Source organism: Methanobrevibacter arboriphilus JCM 13429 = DSM 1125 (assembly GCF_002072215.1).
Classification (GTDB): Archaea; Methanobacteriota; Methanobacteria; order Methanobacteriales; family Methanobacteriaceae; genus Methanobinarius; species Methanobinarius arboriphilicus.
In genome coordinates this window covers 186968-204021 of sequence record NZ_JXMW01000001.1, presented here as the reverse complement: position 1 = coordinate 204021, position 17054 = coordinate 186968, and the positions used below count along the sequence as shown (strand labels likewise).

14 protein-coding genes and 7 tRNA genes are annotated in these 17054 nt (G+C 24.7%); 16 read left to right on the top strand and 5 right to left on the bottom strand.

The window, feature by feature from the left end:
- Positions 1-160: 160 nt before the first annotated feature.
- The 11 genes from MBBAR_RS00945 (at position 161) to MBBAR_RS00900 (ending at position 5110) form a co-directional block, all read left to right on the top strand.
- Positions 161-775 carry a zinc ribbon domain-containing protein gene (locus MBBAR_RS00945; RefSeq protein ID WP_080459408.1) on the top strand — a complete coding sequence of 205 codons (615 nt, stop codon included), beginning with the start codon at positions 161-163 and terminating at the stop codon, positions 773-775.
- 206 nt (positions 776-981) lie between these two features.
- Positions 982-1054: transfer RNA gene (locus tag MBBAR_RS00940), tRNA-Asn, on the top strand.
- 5 nt (positions 1055-1059) lie between these two features.
- Positions 1060-1133 (top strand) — tRNA-Ile (locus MBBAR_RS00935).
- A gap of 263 nt (positions 1134-1396) precedes the next feature.
- A tRNA-Glu gene (locus MBBAR_RS00930) sits at positions 1397-1471 on the top strand.
- A gap of 135 nt (positions 1472-1606) precedes the next feature.
- Positions 1607-1689: transfer RNA gene (locus MBBAR_RS00925), tRNA-Leu, on the top strand.
- Between the two features lie 116 nt (positions 1690-1805).
- Positions 1806-1881 (top strand) — tRNA-His (locus MBBAR_RS00920).
- 418 nt (positions 1882-2299) lie between these two features.
- Positions 2300-2839 (top strand): hypothetical protein, encoded by a 540-nt coding sequence (locus MBBAR_RS00915; RefSeq protein WP_080459407.1) that lies wholly within the window; start codon positions 2300-2302, stop codon positions 2837-2839.
- A 385-nt stretch (positions 2840-3224) separates the two neighbouring features.
- Positions 3225-3632 (top strand): Holliday junction resolvase Hjc, encoded by a 408-nt coding sequence (gene hjc / locus MBBAR_RS00910; protein WP_080459406.1) that lies wholly within the window; start codon positions 3225-3227, stop codon positions 3630-3632.
- A gap of 256 nt (positions 3633-3888) precedes the next feature.
- Positions 3889-3960: transfer RNA gene (locus tag MBBAR_RS00905), tRNA-Cys, on the top strand.
- Between the two features lie 50 nt (positions 3961-4010).
- Positions 4011-4172: transfer RNA gene (locus tag MBBAR_RS10145), tRNA-Trp, on the top strand.
- A gap of 317 nt (positions 4173-4489) precedes the next feature.
- Positions 4490-5110: an MBL fold metallo-hydrolase gene (locus tag MBBAR_RS00900; RefSeq protein ID WP_080459405.1), complete on the top strand. Its 621-nt coding sequence runs from the start codon at positions 4490-4492 to the stop codon at positions 5108-5110.
- A 555-nt stretch (positions 5111-5665) separates the two neighbouring features.
- Here the strand turns inward: MBBAR_RS00900 and MBBAR_RS00895 are convergent.
- The 3 genes from MBBAR_RS00895 to MBBAR_RS00885 form a co-directional block, all read right to left on the bottom strand.
- Entirely contained in the window at positions 5666-6316 is a 651-nt protein-coding gene (locus tag MBBAR_RS00895) for a potassium channel family protein (protein WP_080459404.1), read from the bottom strand.
- 215 nt (positions 6317-6531) lie between these two features.
- Positions 6532-7983, bottom strand: coding sequence for a TrkH family potassium uptake protein (locus tag MBBAR_RS00890; RefSeq protein WP_080459403.1), 1452 nt, complete (start codon positions 7981-7983; stop codon positions 6532-6534).
- Between the two features lie 654 nt (positions 7984-8637).
- Complete coding sequence (locus tag MBBAR_RS00885; protein ID WP_042702324.1) at positions 8638-8859, bottom strand: TRAM domain-containing protein; 222 nt, start codon at positions 8857-8859, stop codon at positions 8638-8640.
- 916 nt (positions 8860-9775) lie between these two features.
- Here MBBAR_RS00885 and MBBAR_RS00880 point away from each other — a divergent pair.
- The 5 genes from MBBAR_RS00880 to sfsA all read left to right on the top strand — a co-directional run bounded on the left by MBBAR_RS00880 (position 9776) and on the right by sfsA (position 16041).
- Positions 9776-10879 carry a UPF0104 family protein gene (locus MBBAR_RS00880; RefSeq protein ID WP_080459402.1) on the top strand — a complete coding sequence of 368 codons (1104 nt, stop codon included), beginning with the start codon at positions 9776-9778 and terminating at the stop codon, positions 10877-10879.
- A 274-nt stretch (positions 10880-11153) separates the two neighbouring features.
- Positions 11154-12047, top strand: coding sequence for a formylmethanofuran--tetrahydromethanopterin N-formyltransferase (gene fhcD, locus MBBAR_RS00875; RefSeq protein ID WP_080459401.1), 894 nt, complete (start codon positions 11154-11156; stop codon positions 12045-12047).
- Positions 12048-12394: 347 nt separating this feature from the next.
- Complete coding sequence (locus MBBAR_RS00870; RefSeq protein ID WP_080459400.1) at positions 12395-12925, top strand: beta-class carbonic anhydrase; 531 nt, start codon at positions 12395-12397, stop codon at positions 12923-12925.
- Between the two features lie 604 nt (positions 12926-13529).
- On the top strand, positions 13530-15122 hold the full coding sequence (locus tag MBBAR_RS00865; protein WP_080459399.1) for an NAD(P)H-hydrate dehydratase: 1593 nt from the start codon (positions 13530-13532) through the stop codon (positions 15120-15122).
- Between the two features lie 226 nt (positions 15123-15348).
- On the top strand, positions 15349-16041 hold the full coding sequence (sfsA, locus tag MBBAR_RS00860; protein ID WP_080459398.1) for a DNA/RNA nuclease SfsA: 693 nt from the start codon (positions 15349-15351) through the stop codon (positions 16039-16041).
- 181 nt (positions 16042-16222) lie between these two features.
- Here sfsA and MBBAR_RS10745 read toward each other — a convergent pair whose 3' ends face one another.
- The gene (locus tag MBBAR_RS10745; RefSeq protein ID WP_449288496.1) at positions 16223-16417 is read right to left on the bottom strand and encodes a hypothetical protein; all 195 of its coding nucleotides are present in this window, start codon (positions 16415-16417) and stop codon (positions 16223-16225) included.
- 49 nt (positions 16418-16466) lie between these two features.
- Positions 16467-16961 carry an SIR2 family NAD-dependent protein deacylase gene (locus MBBAR_RS00855; protein ID WP_249025000.1) on the bottom strand — a complete coding sequence of 165 codons (495 nt, stop codon included), beginning with the start codon at positions 16959-16961 and terminating at the stop codon, positions 16467-16469.
- Between the last annotated feature and the right edge of the window lie 93 nt (positions 16962-17054).

Genomic DNA, 17054 nt, shown 5'->3' with positions numbered 1-17054 from the left:
AAGTTAAAAAATAGATTAAAAGAATATATTAAAAGAATAGATTAAAGAATATCTAAAAATTTATAAAGTTAATAATATAATAATATATATTATAATAAACTGATAAAGTATTTTATAGTTATATAAATTGTATTTTATAAAAAGATATTAAAGGGATTTGATGGTATATTGTAGATATTGTGGGACTCAAAATAGGGATGGTACTTTAAAATGTATTAAGTGTGGTAAACCTTTGAGTTTAATTCCTAATGATTCTCACCCAAACTCAATGCAAGATTCATCTAGAAATCATTATTCAAAAGAGGATGATTATAGGAAAAACAATAATTATGGAAAAATCGATAATTATGGGAATAATCGTAATAATCATGATGATTCTATTAATTCTGATGTTTCTAATTATCATAGGAGTCCAATTAAGGATAGTTATATGAGGAAAAATCAAGAATTTGATAATTTTGAAAATCCTTCTAAATATCCGGTTAATCTAAATAAAAATCAAAATAATGATTATTATTCTCAAAATTATAGGAAAGAACCTGTAAAACCAGATAAAAACTCGGTTGAATGGGATGTTGTTATAGCTACTGCTTTAATGGTTATTATTTTAACTGCAATACTTCAAAGAATCTTTCCTTTTATGGCAATATTCATATCATTAATAATAGGACTAATATACATATTAATAGCTACTAAATCTAAATCAAGCCTTTTTAAAGCTATTCCATTAACAATTATAACTATACTAGCTATTTCAGCTTATTTCAGTATTTGAATATTTTTTTTAGTTTATAATAAGTCTATTTTAATTACTATTTCTTGATTTAAGATTTTTAAAAGATTTTAAATTTTTGCTTGGTTTATTTAATTATCAAAAAGTTTATATATGATGATTATCAACCTATGTAATGCTGTCTAAAGCTTCAATGATTTTAGACATATGCTATCATCATGCCCGATTATAGGCGTGGGTTTTCATATGCCGTCGTAGCTCAGTAGGTAGAGCGTTCGGCTGTTAACCGATTGGTCACAGGTTCGAGCCCTGTCGACGGCGTTTTTGGGCCCATAGCTTAGCCAGGTAGAGCGCCCGGCTCATAACCGGGCGGCCATGGGTTCGAATCCCATTGGGCCCATTGATATAAGCTTTAATTTGATTATTTTAGATTATTGGGTAATTTTAATAAATATAATTTTAAATAAATTAATAATAATCTTAATTGTAGTAATCTTGTTGATAAAATATATTAATATTGATATATTAATAAATATGAATATATTAATAAAATAATCTTAATTAATAATAATTTTATAAATTTAATATTATAAAGTGTTATAATAGTAATGTTTATAAGTTAATACAATAATACTATTATAAGTTTACTAAATTTTTTTATTTGCTCCGGTGGTGTAGTCCGGCCAATCATTTCGGCCTTTCGAGCCGAAGACTCGGGTTCGAATCCCGGCCGGAGCATTTTTATCATTTGTTCAATATATAATTCATTTAATTATATATTTCATTTATTTGTTATGTAATTTTTTCAATGAATTATATTGTGTTACATTTATGTTTTGAAGATTCATGGGACAAACCTCCTTCTTATCTAAAGCGGGGGTGCCCGAGCGGCCAAAGGGGACAGGCTTAGGACCTGTTGACGCAGGTCTACCAGGGTTCGAATCCCTGCTCCCGCATTAATCTTTAAATATATAAATACTTTAAATGTTATAATGTCTTAAGTAATCTAATTTATTATAATGTTTTTAATTAATTTAATGTTTTAAATAAGTTAATTTTATTTGTTATCAATGCCGGGGTGGGGTAGGCGGTTATCCTACGGGACTGTGGATCCTGCGACTCGGGTTCGAATCTCGGCCCCGGCCCCATTTTTATATAAATTAGTTTTGCTATTGTTTATATTATTTTTATTCATTTTTATTTATTATTATAATTTTATTCAGGTTTATAATAGTTCAGGCTTATAATAGTTATTATAATAGCTATTATAATTATTATTAATAAACATGATTTTATTAATAAATATGATTTTCATGCTTTTTTAGGAAAAAGATAACTATATATACTATCTTCAATATATAACTCCTTGTTAAACCATATATTGTTAAATGATAATAAGATAAAGATATATTTCATGGCTGCTATTTAGTTTAATTATTCCTTATTTTTCAGGTAATAAAAATTAAAATGATAGTATTGTGAATATCTTAAAAATAATTTTATTCATTCTATTTTTGCTGATGTTTATAATATTATAGTCATGAATATGGTTTAAGGAGGTATTTTATGCAAAATAAATTTATAGCATTAATAATAGTTATTATAATTGCTATTTGCGGAGTTTCAGCATTTTTATTAACTCAAGGTACTGATAATGAAGTTAATAATATGACTGATAATAGCAGTTCAAATAAAACTGTTAACAATGTTACTAATAATAAGAATATTAATAATCGAAATACAAACTTCAATGGAAATACTGATGAAAACAGTGTCACTGCTTCTTTGAATGGCCCTGAATATTCTGCTGAAGGAAAAACAGTTAATTTAATATGGAAAATTACAAATGATGGTAATACTACCATTACTAACGTTCTTGCAGAGGATCAATCATCTTCTAATAATTTTGGAAGCTTAGCTCCAGGAGAATCTAAAACATATTCTGTGTCTTTAAATATTCCTACTTTAGCTCAAGTTAAAGAGGATTTTGGTCCTGATGCAACTGTCTCAAATCCATTTTCTATTGGTGGATATTCTATAACTTATGTACTAAATGGAGAGCAATTCCAATTTAACTCAAATTCTCTTGAGATTAAATTAGTTTAATACTTTTCATTCTATTAGAATATTTTATTTCTTTTTTTATTTCTTTATTTTCTTTTTTATTTCTTTTCTCATTATTTTTATTTTATTTTTCTTATTAATACTCATTTAAATTTATTCTCATTTAAATTTATTATTTAAATTCATTAACTTTTAATTTTTATTATTTTTCAAATATTGTTAATTAAAATATTACTTTTCATTAGCTAGGAAAAATTTAAAGTATATCATGTTAGATATTATAATTTAGATATTATAGTCATTATTAAACTGTTTATTTCATTAGGATTATTTCATTAATTATCATGTTATTATAAGATTATTCTATAATTATTATTATTATAGAATTATATTATAATATTTATTATAATATTGCTGTGTTGGTAAGATGGCTAAAAAAGGTTCAGCAGAAGAAAGAGATTTAGTTCACAAATTATGGGAAAAGGATTTTGCAGCTATGAGAGCTCCAGCGTCAGGTGGAGCTACCAAAAGACCTCTTCCAGATGTTTTAGCAGGCAATGGAAAATTATATCTTGCAATTGAGGTCAAAACTACTACTAAAGATAAAATTTACATTGATTCTCCTCAGATTGATGCTCTTTGTGAATTTTGTGATATTTTTGGAGCATCTCCTTTTTTAGGAATTAAATTTAAATATACAAAATGGCTATTTTTATCTCCAGAGAAAATAGATAGAACTAGAAGTAATAATTATAAGATAGAAAAAGATGTAGCTTTGAAAAATGGTCTAGAACTAGATGAAATTATAGGTATCGATAAACAAATTAAATTTTAGAAATATAACTATGTATCTTATAATATGGTTAATATAAATCAAACTTAATCAATTTAATTAAATTCCTTTTTATCATTTTAATGGCTTATTTTTTAGTATTAATGGATATTTTAGTTAATTTATCATTGTTACTATTTTTAATGGGATTAATCTCTAATTCAATTTATTAGCTTATTTTTAATATTTTATGAAATATTCATTATTCTAAATTTTATCAAAACATTTAAATATTAAGTTAAACTAAACTTTCAATGTTGCCAAGGTAGCTTAGCGGCGAAGCGGTGGACTGCAGATCCATTACACGGGAGTTCAAATCTCTCCCTTGGCTTCAAATTTATTATAAAAAACCATTACAATGTTCATTTTTGTTTTGTAGTTGGGGTTATAGTGTAATCTGGCATCATCTGGGACTCCAGTTGTCTTTGAAGAAAAAAACGCGTAACTGACAGTATGATGATCAACATCGTATAGTATGATGATCAATTGGAGTACTGAGACATGAGAAATCCCAGGATCGGGGTTCAAATCCCTGTGACCCCATTTATTTATTTTTTACTAAGGACTATTTTTAAAAATAATAGCTAATTTTCATTGATGATTATTTTCAAAATCTATTTAAATATTAAATTAGATAATAATTAAAATATATAATAATTTAATTGCTTGCTTTTAAATGGTTTAAATTGTTATTTTAATTTTAACTAGTATGCAATATTATTAAACTATATATATTATAATTGTGACGAGTATTATATATAGTATTATTATACATTATATTATTATAAGTTGTATTATTATATAATTATGTATTAGTATTATTATATTGAATATCATTATGAATATTATTGAGGATTTTTATGGAAAAAATAAAAAATATTTTTTGTATTGAAGGCTTTGGGGCTGACTCTAATTGTTATTTGTTTGATGATATATTAATCGATACTGGAACTGGTATAAAAAAAGATTATTTATATCAAAAAATTAAAGAAGCTAACTATAGTATTGATGATATATCTATGATTGTAAATACACATTGTCACTTTGATCACGTTGGTGGAAATTATTTATTTCCTAATGCTAAGGTTCTTATTCATGAAAATGATGCTGAATCAATTAGATCTGGAGATCTTTCATCAACCGCAGGCTTTATTTTCGGAGAATCTATTAGGAGAAATGATGTTGATATAGAACTTAAAGAAGGAGATAAAATATCAAACTTTGAAGTTCTTCATACTCCAGGCCATACTAGTGGAGGAATTTCTCTTTGGGATGGTGAAATACTTATTTCCGGAGATACAGTTTTTTCTAATGGTGGTTTTGGTAGAATAGATATTGGTGGAAATTCTAATGATATGGCTGAATCTATTGATAGATTGAGCAAATTAGATGTAAAATATCTCTTACCTGGACATGGTCCTTGGGTTAATAATGGTAAAAGACATATAGAACTAGCAAGACAAATGTTTCAAGGATATTAGTTATTATTCATAACTATTATTCCTAATTATTATTTATAAATATTATTCCTACTTATTATTTATAACTATTATTTCTAGTTAATATTATTTCCAAATGTTTGAATAATAATTAATGACAAAAAAATATTAAAATATTTCTCTTATTTTTATTTCAATTTTACTATTTTACTTATCCTTGATTTAATTAATAGTTTCATCATTTTAAATTTAAAAAAGTAATTAACTTATTGTTTAAGCAATGATTATTATGATATTTTCATGTGCTGTTTAATTTTTAATAATATTAAATATCTTACATCTATATATTATATCTACTATATCATCTATCTATATGATTATATCATATAAATCACAATGTATAACACACATTATATTAGATGATTGTTATATTGTCTAATCATATAATCTAAATATAAAATATTCTTAATTATTTACTTGATATTAACTATTTATATATTGATAACCATTTATTTTATTAATCTTTATTCAATGTTATTAACTATTTATTTGATTTTATTATTTTATTATTTAATTTTATCTATTTCATTTTATTATCTATTTCATGAATTTTTTAGCCGCTTTTTTAAAGTTACCTCTTTTTACAAGTATTGAGATTTTATTCCCTTTGTTTAAGACTGTATCAGGTTTTGGAATAGTTAACTTACCTCCATGATAGGTAGCAATTATCATGTAATCATCAGTTGGAGAAACATCAGATACTTTTTTACCAGTAACTTTCTCATTTTCTATAATCATATCAAGGATTTCTGCATTGCCTTTTCCAAAAGCAGTTAAATCAGCTACATTGGGGCGGGTTATAATCTTTTCAAGAAAACCTGCTGCTGTTATTTCAGGACTTATTACATCATCTATTCCAACTTTTCTGAAAGCTTCTTCGTGATCAGGGTTACTTACTCTAGCTATTATTTTAGGTATTCCATAATCTTTAACTAATATAGATGAAAGAAGATTAGCTTCATCATTTCCAGTAGCTGCTACAAAAAAATCAGCATCTTGTATATTGGCTTCTTCTAATGTTTTTGTATCAGTACCATTTCCACAGATTATTAATGCATCTAATTCTGCAGCTGCATCATTACATAAATTTTCACTATTTTCGATTAGAGTAATATCATAACCATCATTTATTAGAAGGTCTGCAAGTGTGAGTCCTACACGCCCACCTCCCATTATAATAACATACATTCAAACACCTTGATTATTATACACTGATATTAATAATTTTTTATAATAATTTATAATAATTTATAATATTTTTAATAATATTTTGTAATTTTTATAATAAATTATTAAATTTATAATTTTTTATAATTTTAATTTGACAATGATTTTAAGTCTATGTTTATTGATGTTAATAAGCTTTTTTGTTATTATTAATTTTAGAATATTTTTTATTTATTTTAATAAGTTTTTTTAGGAATTACTCCTTTAAATATTTCAATAAAACTTCTTAAAATTACTAGTACGGGTATTATTTCCAGACGACCTATCCACATGTTAAATATTGTAATTATTTTAGCTCCAATAGGCATTTCTCCATTCACAATTCCGACACTCAGTCCTACATTTCCCTGTGCAGAAACTATTTCAAATAAAGAGTTCATTCCATCATAACCATAGAATACTAATACAGACCAACCAATAACAATGAATATCAGATAAAGAGAGATATATGAACTTGCTTCTCTAACTTGAGTTTCTTTTAAATTTTTGTTAGATAGTTCCATATTTATTACTCGTCCTTCTGGAGAAATTATATTTATTATATTTTTGTATATTCCTCTTAGTAAGGTGATTACTCTGATTATTTTTACTGCACCAACAGTAGAACCTGCTGCACCACCTATAAACATAAGAACTATTATAATAACTTTTATAAATGCATTATAATCTGTAAAATATCCAGAAGGATTTATACTTGCTCCTGTTGTTGTTATAGCAGACACTACACTATAAATAGCATCTATAGGGAGTATGTTATTAGCTAATATTAATAAAAGACTTGCAACAATTATTACTCCTATCATAGCTTTAAACTGTATGTCACTAAAGATCGATTTTCCTCTTGTTTTAATTGCTTGATAGTGAGATAGAAAACTAGTTGCCCCAATTATCATCATAATCATGGATATTATATAAAATAAATCATTATTATAAAAACCCATATTAATATTCTTAATAGACATTCCTCCAGTAGATATTGCAGTAAATGTATTGTTTACAGCATCAAAAACTGGCATTCCAACTATAATAAATAATAAAGTTCCTATAATTGTGTAAATTAAATATATTTGGAGAATCTTTTTTAATGTGTTGGCTATACTGGGTTTTATTCTGTCTTCTCTAGCTTCAGATTTATAAAGACGAGATGCAGCGGTTCCTGAATGGATTAAAACTCCAATCATTATAACAACAACTCCCAATCCCCCTACCCACTGTTCAAGGCTTCTAAGAAATAGTATGGAGTTTGGTAAGATTTCTACATCTTGGAATATTGTAAATCCACTTCCTGTCCAAGCAGACATATTCTCAAAAAAAGCATTTATGAATGAAATATCTAAACATATGTACATTACTAGAGCTCCAATAAATGCAGCCCAAAGCCAAGCTAATGAGGATACAATCATCCCATGTTTCAACCTAACTCGATTACATTTAGGATTTATTCTTCCAAGTAATGTTCCCACACCTAATGATATCAAAGAAGGTATTATAAACCCTAAAAGATAAATATGTTCTCTATATATTAAGGCAATAATTATTGGTAATAGTATTACTATTCCTACTCCTTGCATTACTTTACCTAGATAATATAATGCTATATAAATATCTCTTCGGGTAATATATTTCATCTTTAATCATTTGATTTTTATATATAAATATCTTATTATTTTATTAATTATATTATAATTATCTTAATTCATATCTCAAATATATTTACAGATTTAATATATTTAAAAATTTGACATTTATCTTAAGATTTAATATTATCCTAATATTTACATATCATTGCATAATTGTTTAGAATAATCATATATTTTATAATAAGTATATATCATTTAGAATAAGCATAAAATATTGTTTATAATAGTATCTAAATGAATAAAAAATATAAAAATATAATTAAAATTAAAAATAGAAAACTGTTTAAAATCAAAATATTAAAATCAGATCAAATAAAATTTTTTAAATTACTGATTTAAATTAGCTAGTTTAATTTATATTAAAAATAAGTAGGATTATTTAGTCTATTGAGTATTTATTATGGATTTTAATATTTATCCATTTTAATGTAATTTCATCTAATATATAAAATTTAATAATATTTTAATTTAACAATGTTAAGGTATATTATTAAATTTTATATATTATAATATAGCTTTATGATTATAATTCCTTGTAAAATAATAATAACAAATATATTAATAAATATTAGTAATAATGTACTAATACTTTATTAATTCATATTTATCATTTTATTATTTTATAAAATCAATGAAGTAATATTATTCTACTACTTCTCCGAAAGCGAACTTTCTGCGGGTTGCATTGACTTTTACTTTTACTTCTTGACCAACTTCGGTTCCAGGAATGAATATAACAAACCCATCTACTCTAGCAATACCGTCGCCAGTTTTACCTTGGTCTTCTATTTTAACATCATACTCTGTACCGACTTCTACTGGGCAAGAGAATTCTTCTTGTCTATTATAACTATCTTCAAACATTTTAATAACACCTAGTTTTGGATTAGATATCACTAATCCTTAACTTCAATGCAAAAGTAGTAATAACATAAAAATTTATCATACAACCAATTTAAATTATGTAATAAAATAATTAATTAAAAAAGTATGAATCTATATTCAGTAAAATTAGTATGAATTTATATTCAATTTTATTTTTAATGTCTTATATTATTTTAAGAAAAAATTTAATTAATTCAGAATAAAACCTATGTATATATTATCTATTTTATGCATTATTAATACAATGTTTTTTGACATATATAAATATTTCTATTTTATAGCATTTTTTTTATAACATAACATTAAAATATTTATTATAAATATTGATTAGTTAATATTAATCATAGAATAGTATATAAAATATTTTAGAATACTTTAGAATATTTTAAAATATTATCTATTTTAGATTGAGAATAATATTTTAAATAATAAAATTTGTTTATAGAGATAATACATATAATGTTATTTTGCTTTATTACTATTTATTTTATAAAGTATTTAATTTATAATAAAATTATAATTGTTTTTATAATAAGCTTTTCTTTTATATTAATCTTTTTTTATATTAATCTTTATAATAATATTTAATCTAGTAATTCTATAATATCTATTAAATTTTTTAATAATATTTAATCTATTATTTTTTATTTAAATAATAATTTATTTATAATGATTATTTATTATATAAATATATAAATGAATTTATAAAGTTATAAAAGCTATACTTATAAAATTATAAATTAATAAAGATTGTGAATATAATATATTTATATAATTATATTATATAATGATAATTTATTAAAAAGTAATGATAATTTATTAAAAAGATATTTTTTTTATAGACGTATAACATATTAAATATAATGTTTAACTGTGTATATGATGTGATGTGCTTATGAAACATAAAACTGTTATATTTTTAGCTATTGGCTTAGCAATAATGGGAGTTATGCTATATTTTATTGGCATAGACCAGGTAATCGATGCTCTTAAGTTAGCTAATTTTTGGTTTATTTTATTAGCTATATTAATTCAGTTTTTCATTTTTTATCTGTATGCACTTCGGTGGAATATAGTAAATAAAACTGCCAACATTAATACAACAGTTAAAGAGATCATTCCAATGGTTTTAGTTGGCATGGCGATTAATAATATAACTCCTAGTGGTCGTGGTGGTGGTGAACCAGTTAGGGCATATATACTTTCTAAACATGTTAATAAACCAACTGAAGAGACTTTCGCTACAGTAATAGCTGATAGGGCATTGGATACATTTCCTTTTCTTGTACTTGCAGTGATTACTATAATTGCTGTTATGGTATATTTTTCATTAAGCAAATTAATTTTATCAATTTTAATCATCTCAGTTATAGTTATTACAATTGCTTTTATTCTTTTAGTATATATGTCAATAAATCAAAAAGCTGGAGAAAAGATTACAGCATGGATTGTTCGCATTATTAAAATTTTTTACAAAAAAATTGATCCTGAAACATTAGAAAATAAAGTTATTAAAGCTATTGCAGGATTTCAAAAAACTATGAAAAGAATGTTAGCTGATAAAATGATTCTTTATTATGGTTTACCTCTTTCTTTTTTTATTTGGGCTGTTGAAATAGCACGTGTTTTTGTAGTTTTTTTAGCTTTCGGTGCTAATGTAGATCCAATTTTAATAGGTGAAGTCTTTATTGTTGCTAGTTTAATTGGTATGATTCCTTTACTTCCTGGAGGTATTGGTGCCGTTGATGGAGTTATGATTCTTTTTTATAGTTCAGCAGGAATTCCCCCTTCTATAAGTGCAGCAGCAACTGTTATTGAGAGACTTATATCTTTTTGGATGCCAACAATGATTGGATTTGCTATACTTCCTCATTATGGCTCTTCTGTTCTTGATAAGATAGGTACTACTAGTATTAGTGAAGAAAAAACAGCTAAAGAAATTATTGACGAGTTAGATTATATTGAAGATATTGATGAAGAAGAAATGAAACCTGAATAAATTATGCTTAAAATAATTAACTTAAAATAATTAATACTCACAATAATAAATAACACTTTAAATAAAAAAATAATAACATTTTAAATAAAATATAAATAACAAAATAAATAACAGAATAAATAATAAAATCAATAATATTTTAAATAAAATATATTTTAAATAATAAATTATTAACGGAATATTTGATTAAAAATTAATAGAATAAATTAATTAGACTAAAGTTAAATAGAAAACTTTATTTTATAATAAATGAAATTCTAAATTGGTGAAATTTATGCAATTAAATGGTGTAGATATAAAAGATACTTATGCGGAAGCTTTTGGAATAAAAGTTTCTAGATTACTCGTAACTGCAGCAACTAAAAAATTAGCTCTTGTAGCAGCTACTGAGGCTACTGGTTATGGTACTTCTGTAATTGGATGTCCTGCTGAAGCTGGAATTGATGGTTATGTTTCTCCACTTGAAACTCCTGATGGAAGACCTGGTTACACTATAATGATTTGTAACTCTGGTAAAAAAAAGTTAGATCATGAACTTCTTGAAAGAATTGGTATGGGAATATTAACTGCTCCGACTACTGCTGTATTCAATGCATTAGAAGATACTGAAGAAGTATTAAAAGCTGGTTTCAAATTGAAATTTTTCGGTGATGGGTATGAGAAGGAAGTTGAAGTTGGTGGAAGAACCGTTCAATCTATCCCTATTATGTCTGGTGACTTTTTAGTTGAGTCTGATTTTGGAATGAAAGATGGTGTTGCTGGAGGAAACTTCTTTATACTTGCTGATAGTCAGATGAATGCTCTTGTGGCTGCTGAAGCAGCTGTTGATGCGATTTATGAAGTACCTGGAACAATCACTCCTTTCCCTGGTGGAATTGTTGCTTCTGGATCTAAAGTAGGATGTAATGAATATAATTTCTTAAATGCTTCTACAAATGAGAAAATGTGTGTTTCTTTAAAAGAAGAAGTTGTAGAAAGTGAAATTAGAAAAGATGTAAATGGTATCTATGAAATAGTTATTGATGGTATTGATGAAGAATCTGTAAGAGAAGCTATGAAACAAGGAATAAAAGCTGCTTGTACAATTCCAGGAGTTAAAGAAATCAGTGCAGGTAACTATGGTGGAAACTTAGGTGCTTATAAGATTAATTTAAGAGATTTATTTTAATTAGATCTATTAGATAAATACATTTATAGTTATTTTGATTTATAATGTGTTTTTAAGGTATTTATTAATATTTGTTAAATAAATCTTTATTTTTTAAATTTTTTATTTTTACATTTTCCATTTTTTATTTTTTCATTTTTTATTTTAGTTTATTAAATTATTTTTAACCTATTTTAATATATTTTAACCTATTTTTAATCTATTTTTAACTTACTTTTACTTATTCTCAAATTATTTTTAACATTTTCTTAACCATATTCTTTTAATTATATTTTTACAAATTTTGTTAAATGTTAATTAGAATAATTTATATATTTTAATAACTAATTTTTTAATGTGGGTTTGTCATGTTACTTAATGAAATAGTAGAATATAATAAAGAATTTGTTGATGAATTTGAAGGGAGTAAATTATCCCATATACCTCAAAAAAAATTAGCTATTGTTGCTTGTATGGATACACGGCTTACTGATGGTTTTTTAGAAAAAGCTATGGGTATAAGTCGTGGTGATGCAAAAATAATCAAAAATGCAGGTAATAATGTTTTAGATCGTGATGTTATACGTTCTATTGCAGCAGCTATATTTGCTTTAGGTTCTAAAGAAGTTATTTTAGTTGGGCATTATGATTGTGGTATGTCTAATGTTGATGGAGAAAAATTAAAATCAATAATGTTAGAAAGAGGAATATATCCTGAAGAAATAGCTAAAATAGATATTGAAGATTGGATTGGATCTATTGATAGCGAAGAGTCAAATGTAATAAATGGAGTTAATAAAATTAAGAGTTCTCCTCTTATTCCTGATGATGTTCCTGTTCATGGCCTTATTATGGATCCGATTACTGGTAAGGTTGATATTTTAGTAAATGGATATTAATATTTATTTTTTATATTTAATTATTTATTTATATTATTTTTAGTTTTATTATTTTTAATAATTCTTAATAATTTTTATTTTATTTTTATAATAATTATTTTTATATTAGTTTTTAATTATATTTTTAATTATATTTTTAATTTATAATTTTTGTATAATTTTTTCATAATTATAAATATTTTAGTAGTCTTTATATTTTTTTCATTGATATATTCATGATTATATTAGTTCTATTAATATAATTAGTTCTATTAATAAATGAATATATTATTTCTAAATATATTACTTCTATGAATAATAAAACAATTGTATAATATAAAATTTCATGAATAATATAAAATAGTTTCATGAATATAAAATAATTTATATCATAATAATATAGATAATAAATATAGATAATAATTATACTAAATATATTATACTAATATATGAAATAGAATTATATTGCTTATAAAATACTTTAATTATATACTAATAAAAGTTAAATCGTTTATAAAATTAACTACTATTGTTTATAAAGTATCTTATGGTTATATTGCTTATGATACTTGTTCATGATATTATAATTTGCTTTAATAATATTATTTAGATTGGAGATTTAAAAATGGATCCTATTGATATGGTGGTAACAGATATAAATTGTGAAGATCTAGGTCTATCAAGATTATGTTTAATGGAGAATGCAGGTAAATGTTTGTCAGATGAGATAGCTACGATATCTACATTTACATTTTCAAAACCAGTTAAAATAGCAATATTTACAGGTTCTGGTGGTAATGCAGGTGATGGGTTTGTAGCTGCAAGACATCTTCTGAACCGTGGTTTTGAAGTAGAAATCTTCATGCTTACTTCTCCAAAAGATATTAAATCAATAGATGCTCAAATTAACTTTGAAATTTTGGAAAATATGGTTCCTCGCATTTCAAGGTTAAATATCACTGAATTAAATGATTCTAATGATATTGATAATATAGAACTAGCTAAATCAGAGAGTTTCAGTGAGTATATTATTATAGATGGGATTTTAGGAACTGGAATCAAAGGGGATTTGAGAAAAAAAGTTAAAAAATCTATTGAAGTAATAAATAATTCAAATGCTTTAAAGATATCTATCGATGTTCCTTCTGGAATGGATCCATTAACTGGTAAAATCAATGATATAGCTGTAAAGCCAGAATATACAATAACATTTCATAAAGTAAAAACTGGTGTTAAAAAAGCTAGTTTTAGTAACGAATCATTAGTTGGTGGGCTTGTAATTTGTGATATTGGAATTCCTATAGAAGCTGAAATATTTGTTGGTAATGGTGATTTGATTAGGCTAAAAAATAGGATTGATACTTCTCATAAAGGTAATAATGGAAGAATACTAATAGTTGGAGGAAACAAAGATTATCATGGGGCTCCAACGATCGCTGGTTTATCTGCTATGTCTAGTGGTGCTGATTTAGTTTATATCGCCACTCCGGAATCTACAAGTTTAGCCATTAAACAAGAATCGCCTGATTTAATTGTTAAAGGTTTAAATAATGATAATGGAAGTAAAGATTATTTAAATTTGGATAATTTAGATGAAATAATGACTATTATTAATGAAAATAATATTGATGCGATTTTAATAGGTCCTGGAGCAGGATTAAATGAAGAAACTGGAAAATTATTTAATATTTTGGTTAAAAAAATAGATATTCCTATTGTTCTTGATGCAGATGCTTTAAAATTAGTTAATCCTCTTTTAATAAAAGATAAAGATAATTTGATTGTTACTCCTCATTTAAATGAATTAAAAATATTTTTCAATGATTCTATTGACGATTTAAATAATTTATCTAATGTTTCTAATTTTGATAAGGATTTTGATAAATTTAATGAAAAAATATCTGTTTTACAAGGTATAACAAGAAATATAAATGGTACTCTTGTATTAAAAGGAAAGTATGATTTAATTTTCAATGGAATTAGTTTTAGAATTAACAGAACTGGAAATTCTGGAATGACTGTTGGAGGTACTGGTGATTCTTTAGCAGGCATAGCTACAAGTCTTTTATCTCAAGGTTTGAATAGTTATGATGCAGGTGCTTTAGCTACTTATTTAAATGGTAAAGCAGGAGATTTTGCTAAAGAACAATATGGCAATGGCTTTTTAGCAAGTCATTTATCTGAATTTTTAGGTATATTGATGGAAAATATATATTGATTCTAGAATATTTGATTCTATATTTTTTTTTATTGATTCTTTATATTATATTTAGAATTTAATTTTGCTATCTTTACCTTAACTTCATTTTCATAGATTTTTTAAGCTTATTTCTACTGTAATACTATACTAGTAATATATTAGTAATATATTAGTAGTAGATTAGTGATAATATATTAGTGGTATTTAGTAGTATATCTATTAGTATACATATGTGAGTAATATTATGAACGATTATATAAAAGCTGTATTTAGATCTAGACCGAATCGTTTTATAGCAGAAGTTGAAATTGATGGAAATTTAGAAATTGCTCATGTTCCAAATACTGGAAGATGTAAAGAACTTTTAGTCCAAGGGGCAACTGTTTATTTATTGCCTAGCAACAATCCAAAAAGGAAAACAAAATATTCACTTCATTTTGTAGAAAATGAGGGGGCTCTTGTTTCTATTTATTCTCAGCAAGCTAATGAAATTGTATATAAATCTATTTTAGATGGTAAAATAAAGGAACTTTTAAATTATGGCATTGTTGAAAGAGAAAAAAGTGTTGAAAATTCAAGAATAGATATATATCTAGCTAATGAATATGAGGATTGTTATGTGGAAGTAAAAGGCGTTACATTAGTTAATAATAATATAGCTATATTTCCAGATGCTCCAACTGAACGAGGACGAAAACATCTTCAAAAACTAATAAAACTAAAAAAAGAAGGTCATAGGGCAGTTGTTTTCTTTTTAATCCAACATCCTAATGGTAACAGTTTTAGACCTAATTGGGAAACAGATATAGATTTTAGTAAAACTCTTTCTAAGGCATATACTGAAGGTGTAGAAATTTTAGTCTATAAATCTGATAATAAACTTGATAAAATTGAAATTATTGAAGAATCTATAGATTTTGATTTAGAGGAAGTATAATAATTGACTCATTATCATATTGATTTTTTTAATATTGATTTAAGTATTATAATTGGTTTAATTAGTTTCATCTTCTTGATTGTTTAATTATTTTAATCAATAATATCTTATCCCATGGTTCTATATCTCATACTTTTACATTGTTATTTTTTCAGTATATAAATTCTTTTAAATTCATTTTTTATATTATTTTTTTAAAAACTTCTCCTATAGGTTCATTTATTACTAAATTAGCATAATTATCATATGATGTCATTGTTTTATTGATTAAAACTAAATTTTTTCCTTTGAAATGTTGGATAAGTCCTGCTGCAGGATAAACAACAAGAGATGTTCCTCCAATAATTAGTAGATCAGCTTCCGTTATGAATTCAATAGCTTTATTAATAATTTCTTCTTTTAGTGGTTCTTGATATAGAACTATATCAGGTTATTATTTCTCCACAATATTTGCAAATTGGTACATTTTTTGAATCTACAATATAATCCAGATTGTATTTGGTATTACAATTTACACAATAATTTTTTAAGATATTACCATGAAGCTCTAAAACATTTTTACTTCCTGCTTTTTGGTGAAGACCATCTATGTTTTGTGTGATAATTGCTTTAATTTTACCTTCTTTCTCAAGTTTATTAATTCCTATATGTGAATATTTAGGTTTGGCATATTTATAGATTATATTTTCTTTATAATATTCATAAAATAAGCTTGTATTTGAAATAAAGTAGTCATGAGATAGTATAGTTTCAGGGGATTCTCTATATTTTTTCATAGTGTTATAAATTTCTTCTTCTCCTCTGAAATCTGGAATCCCACTTTCAGTTGATACTCCTGCTCCTCCAAAGAAAACGACATTTTGTGAGCTAGATATTCTTTTTTTTAAATTAGATATCTTTTCTAAACTCTCTTTTTTCATAATTCATTCTTTTTCATAGTTTAATCTTTCTTTTTTCATAGATAATTCTCTTGAATTCAGTAAATATTTTAGACGTGAATTTATTAATAAAAT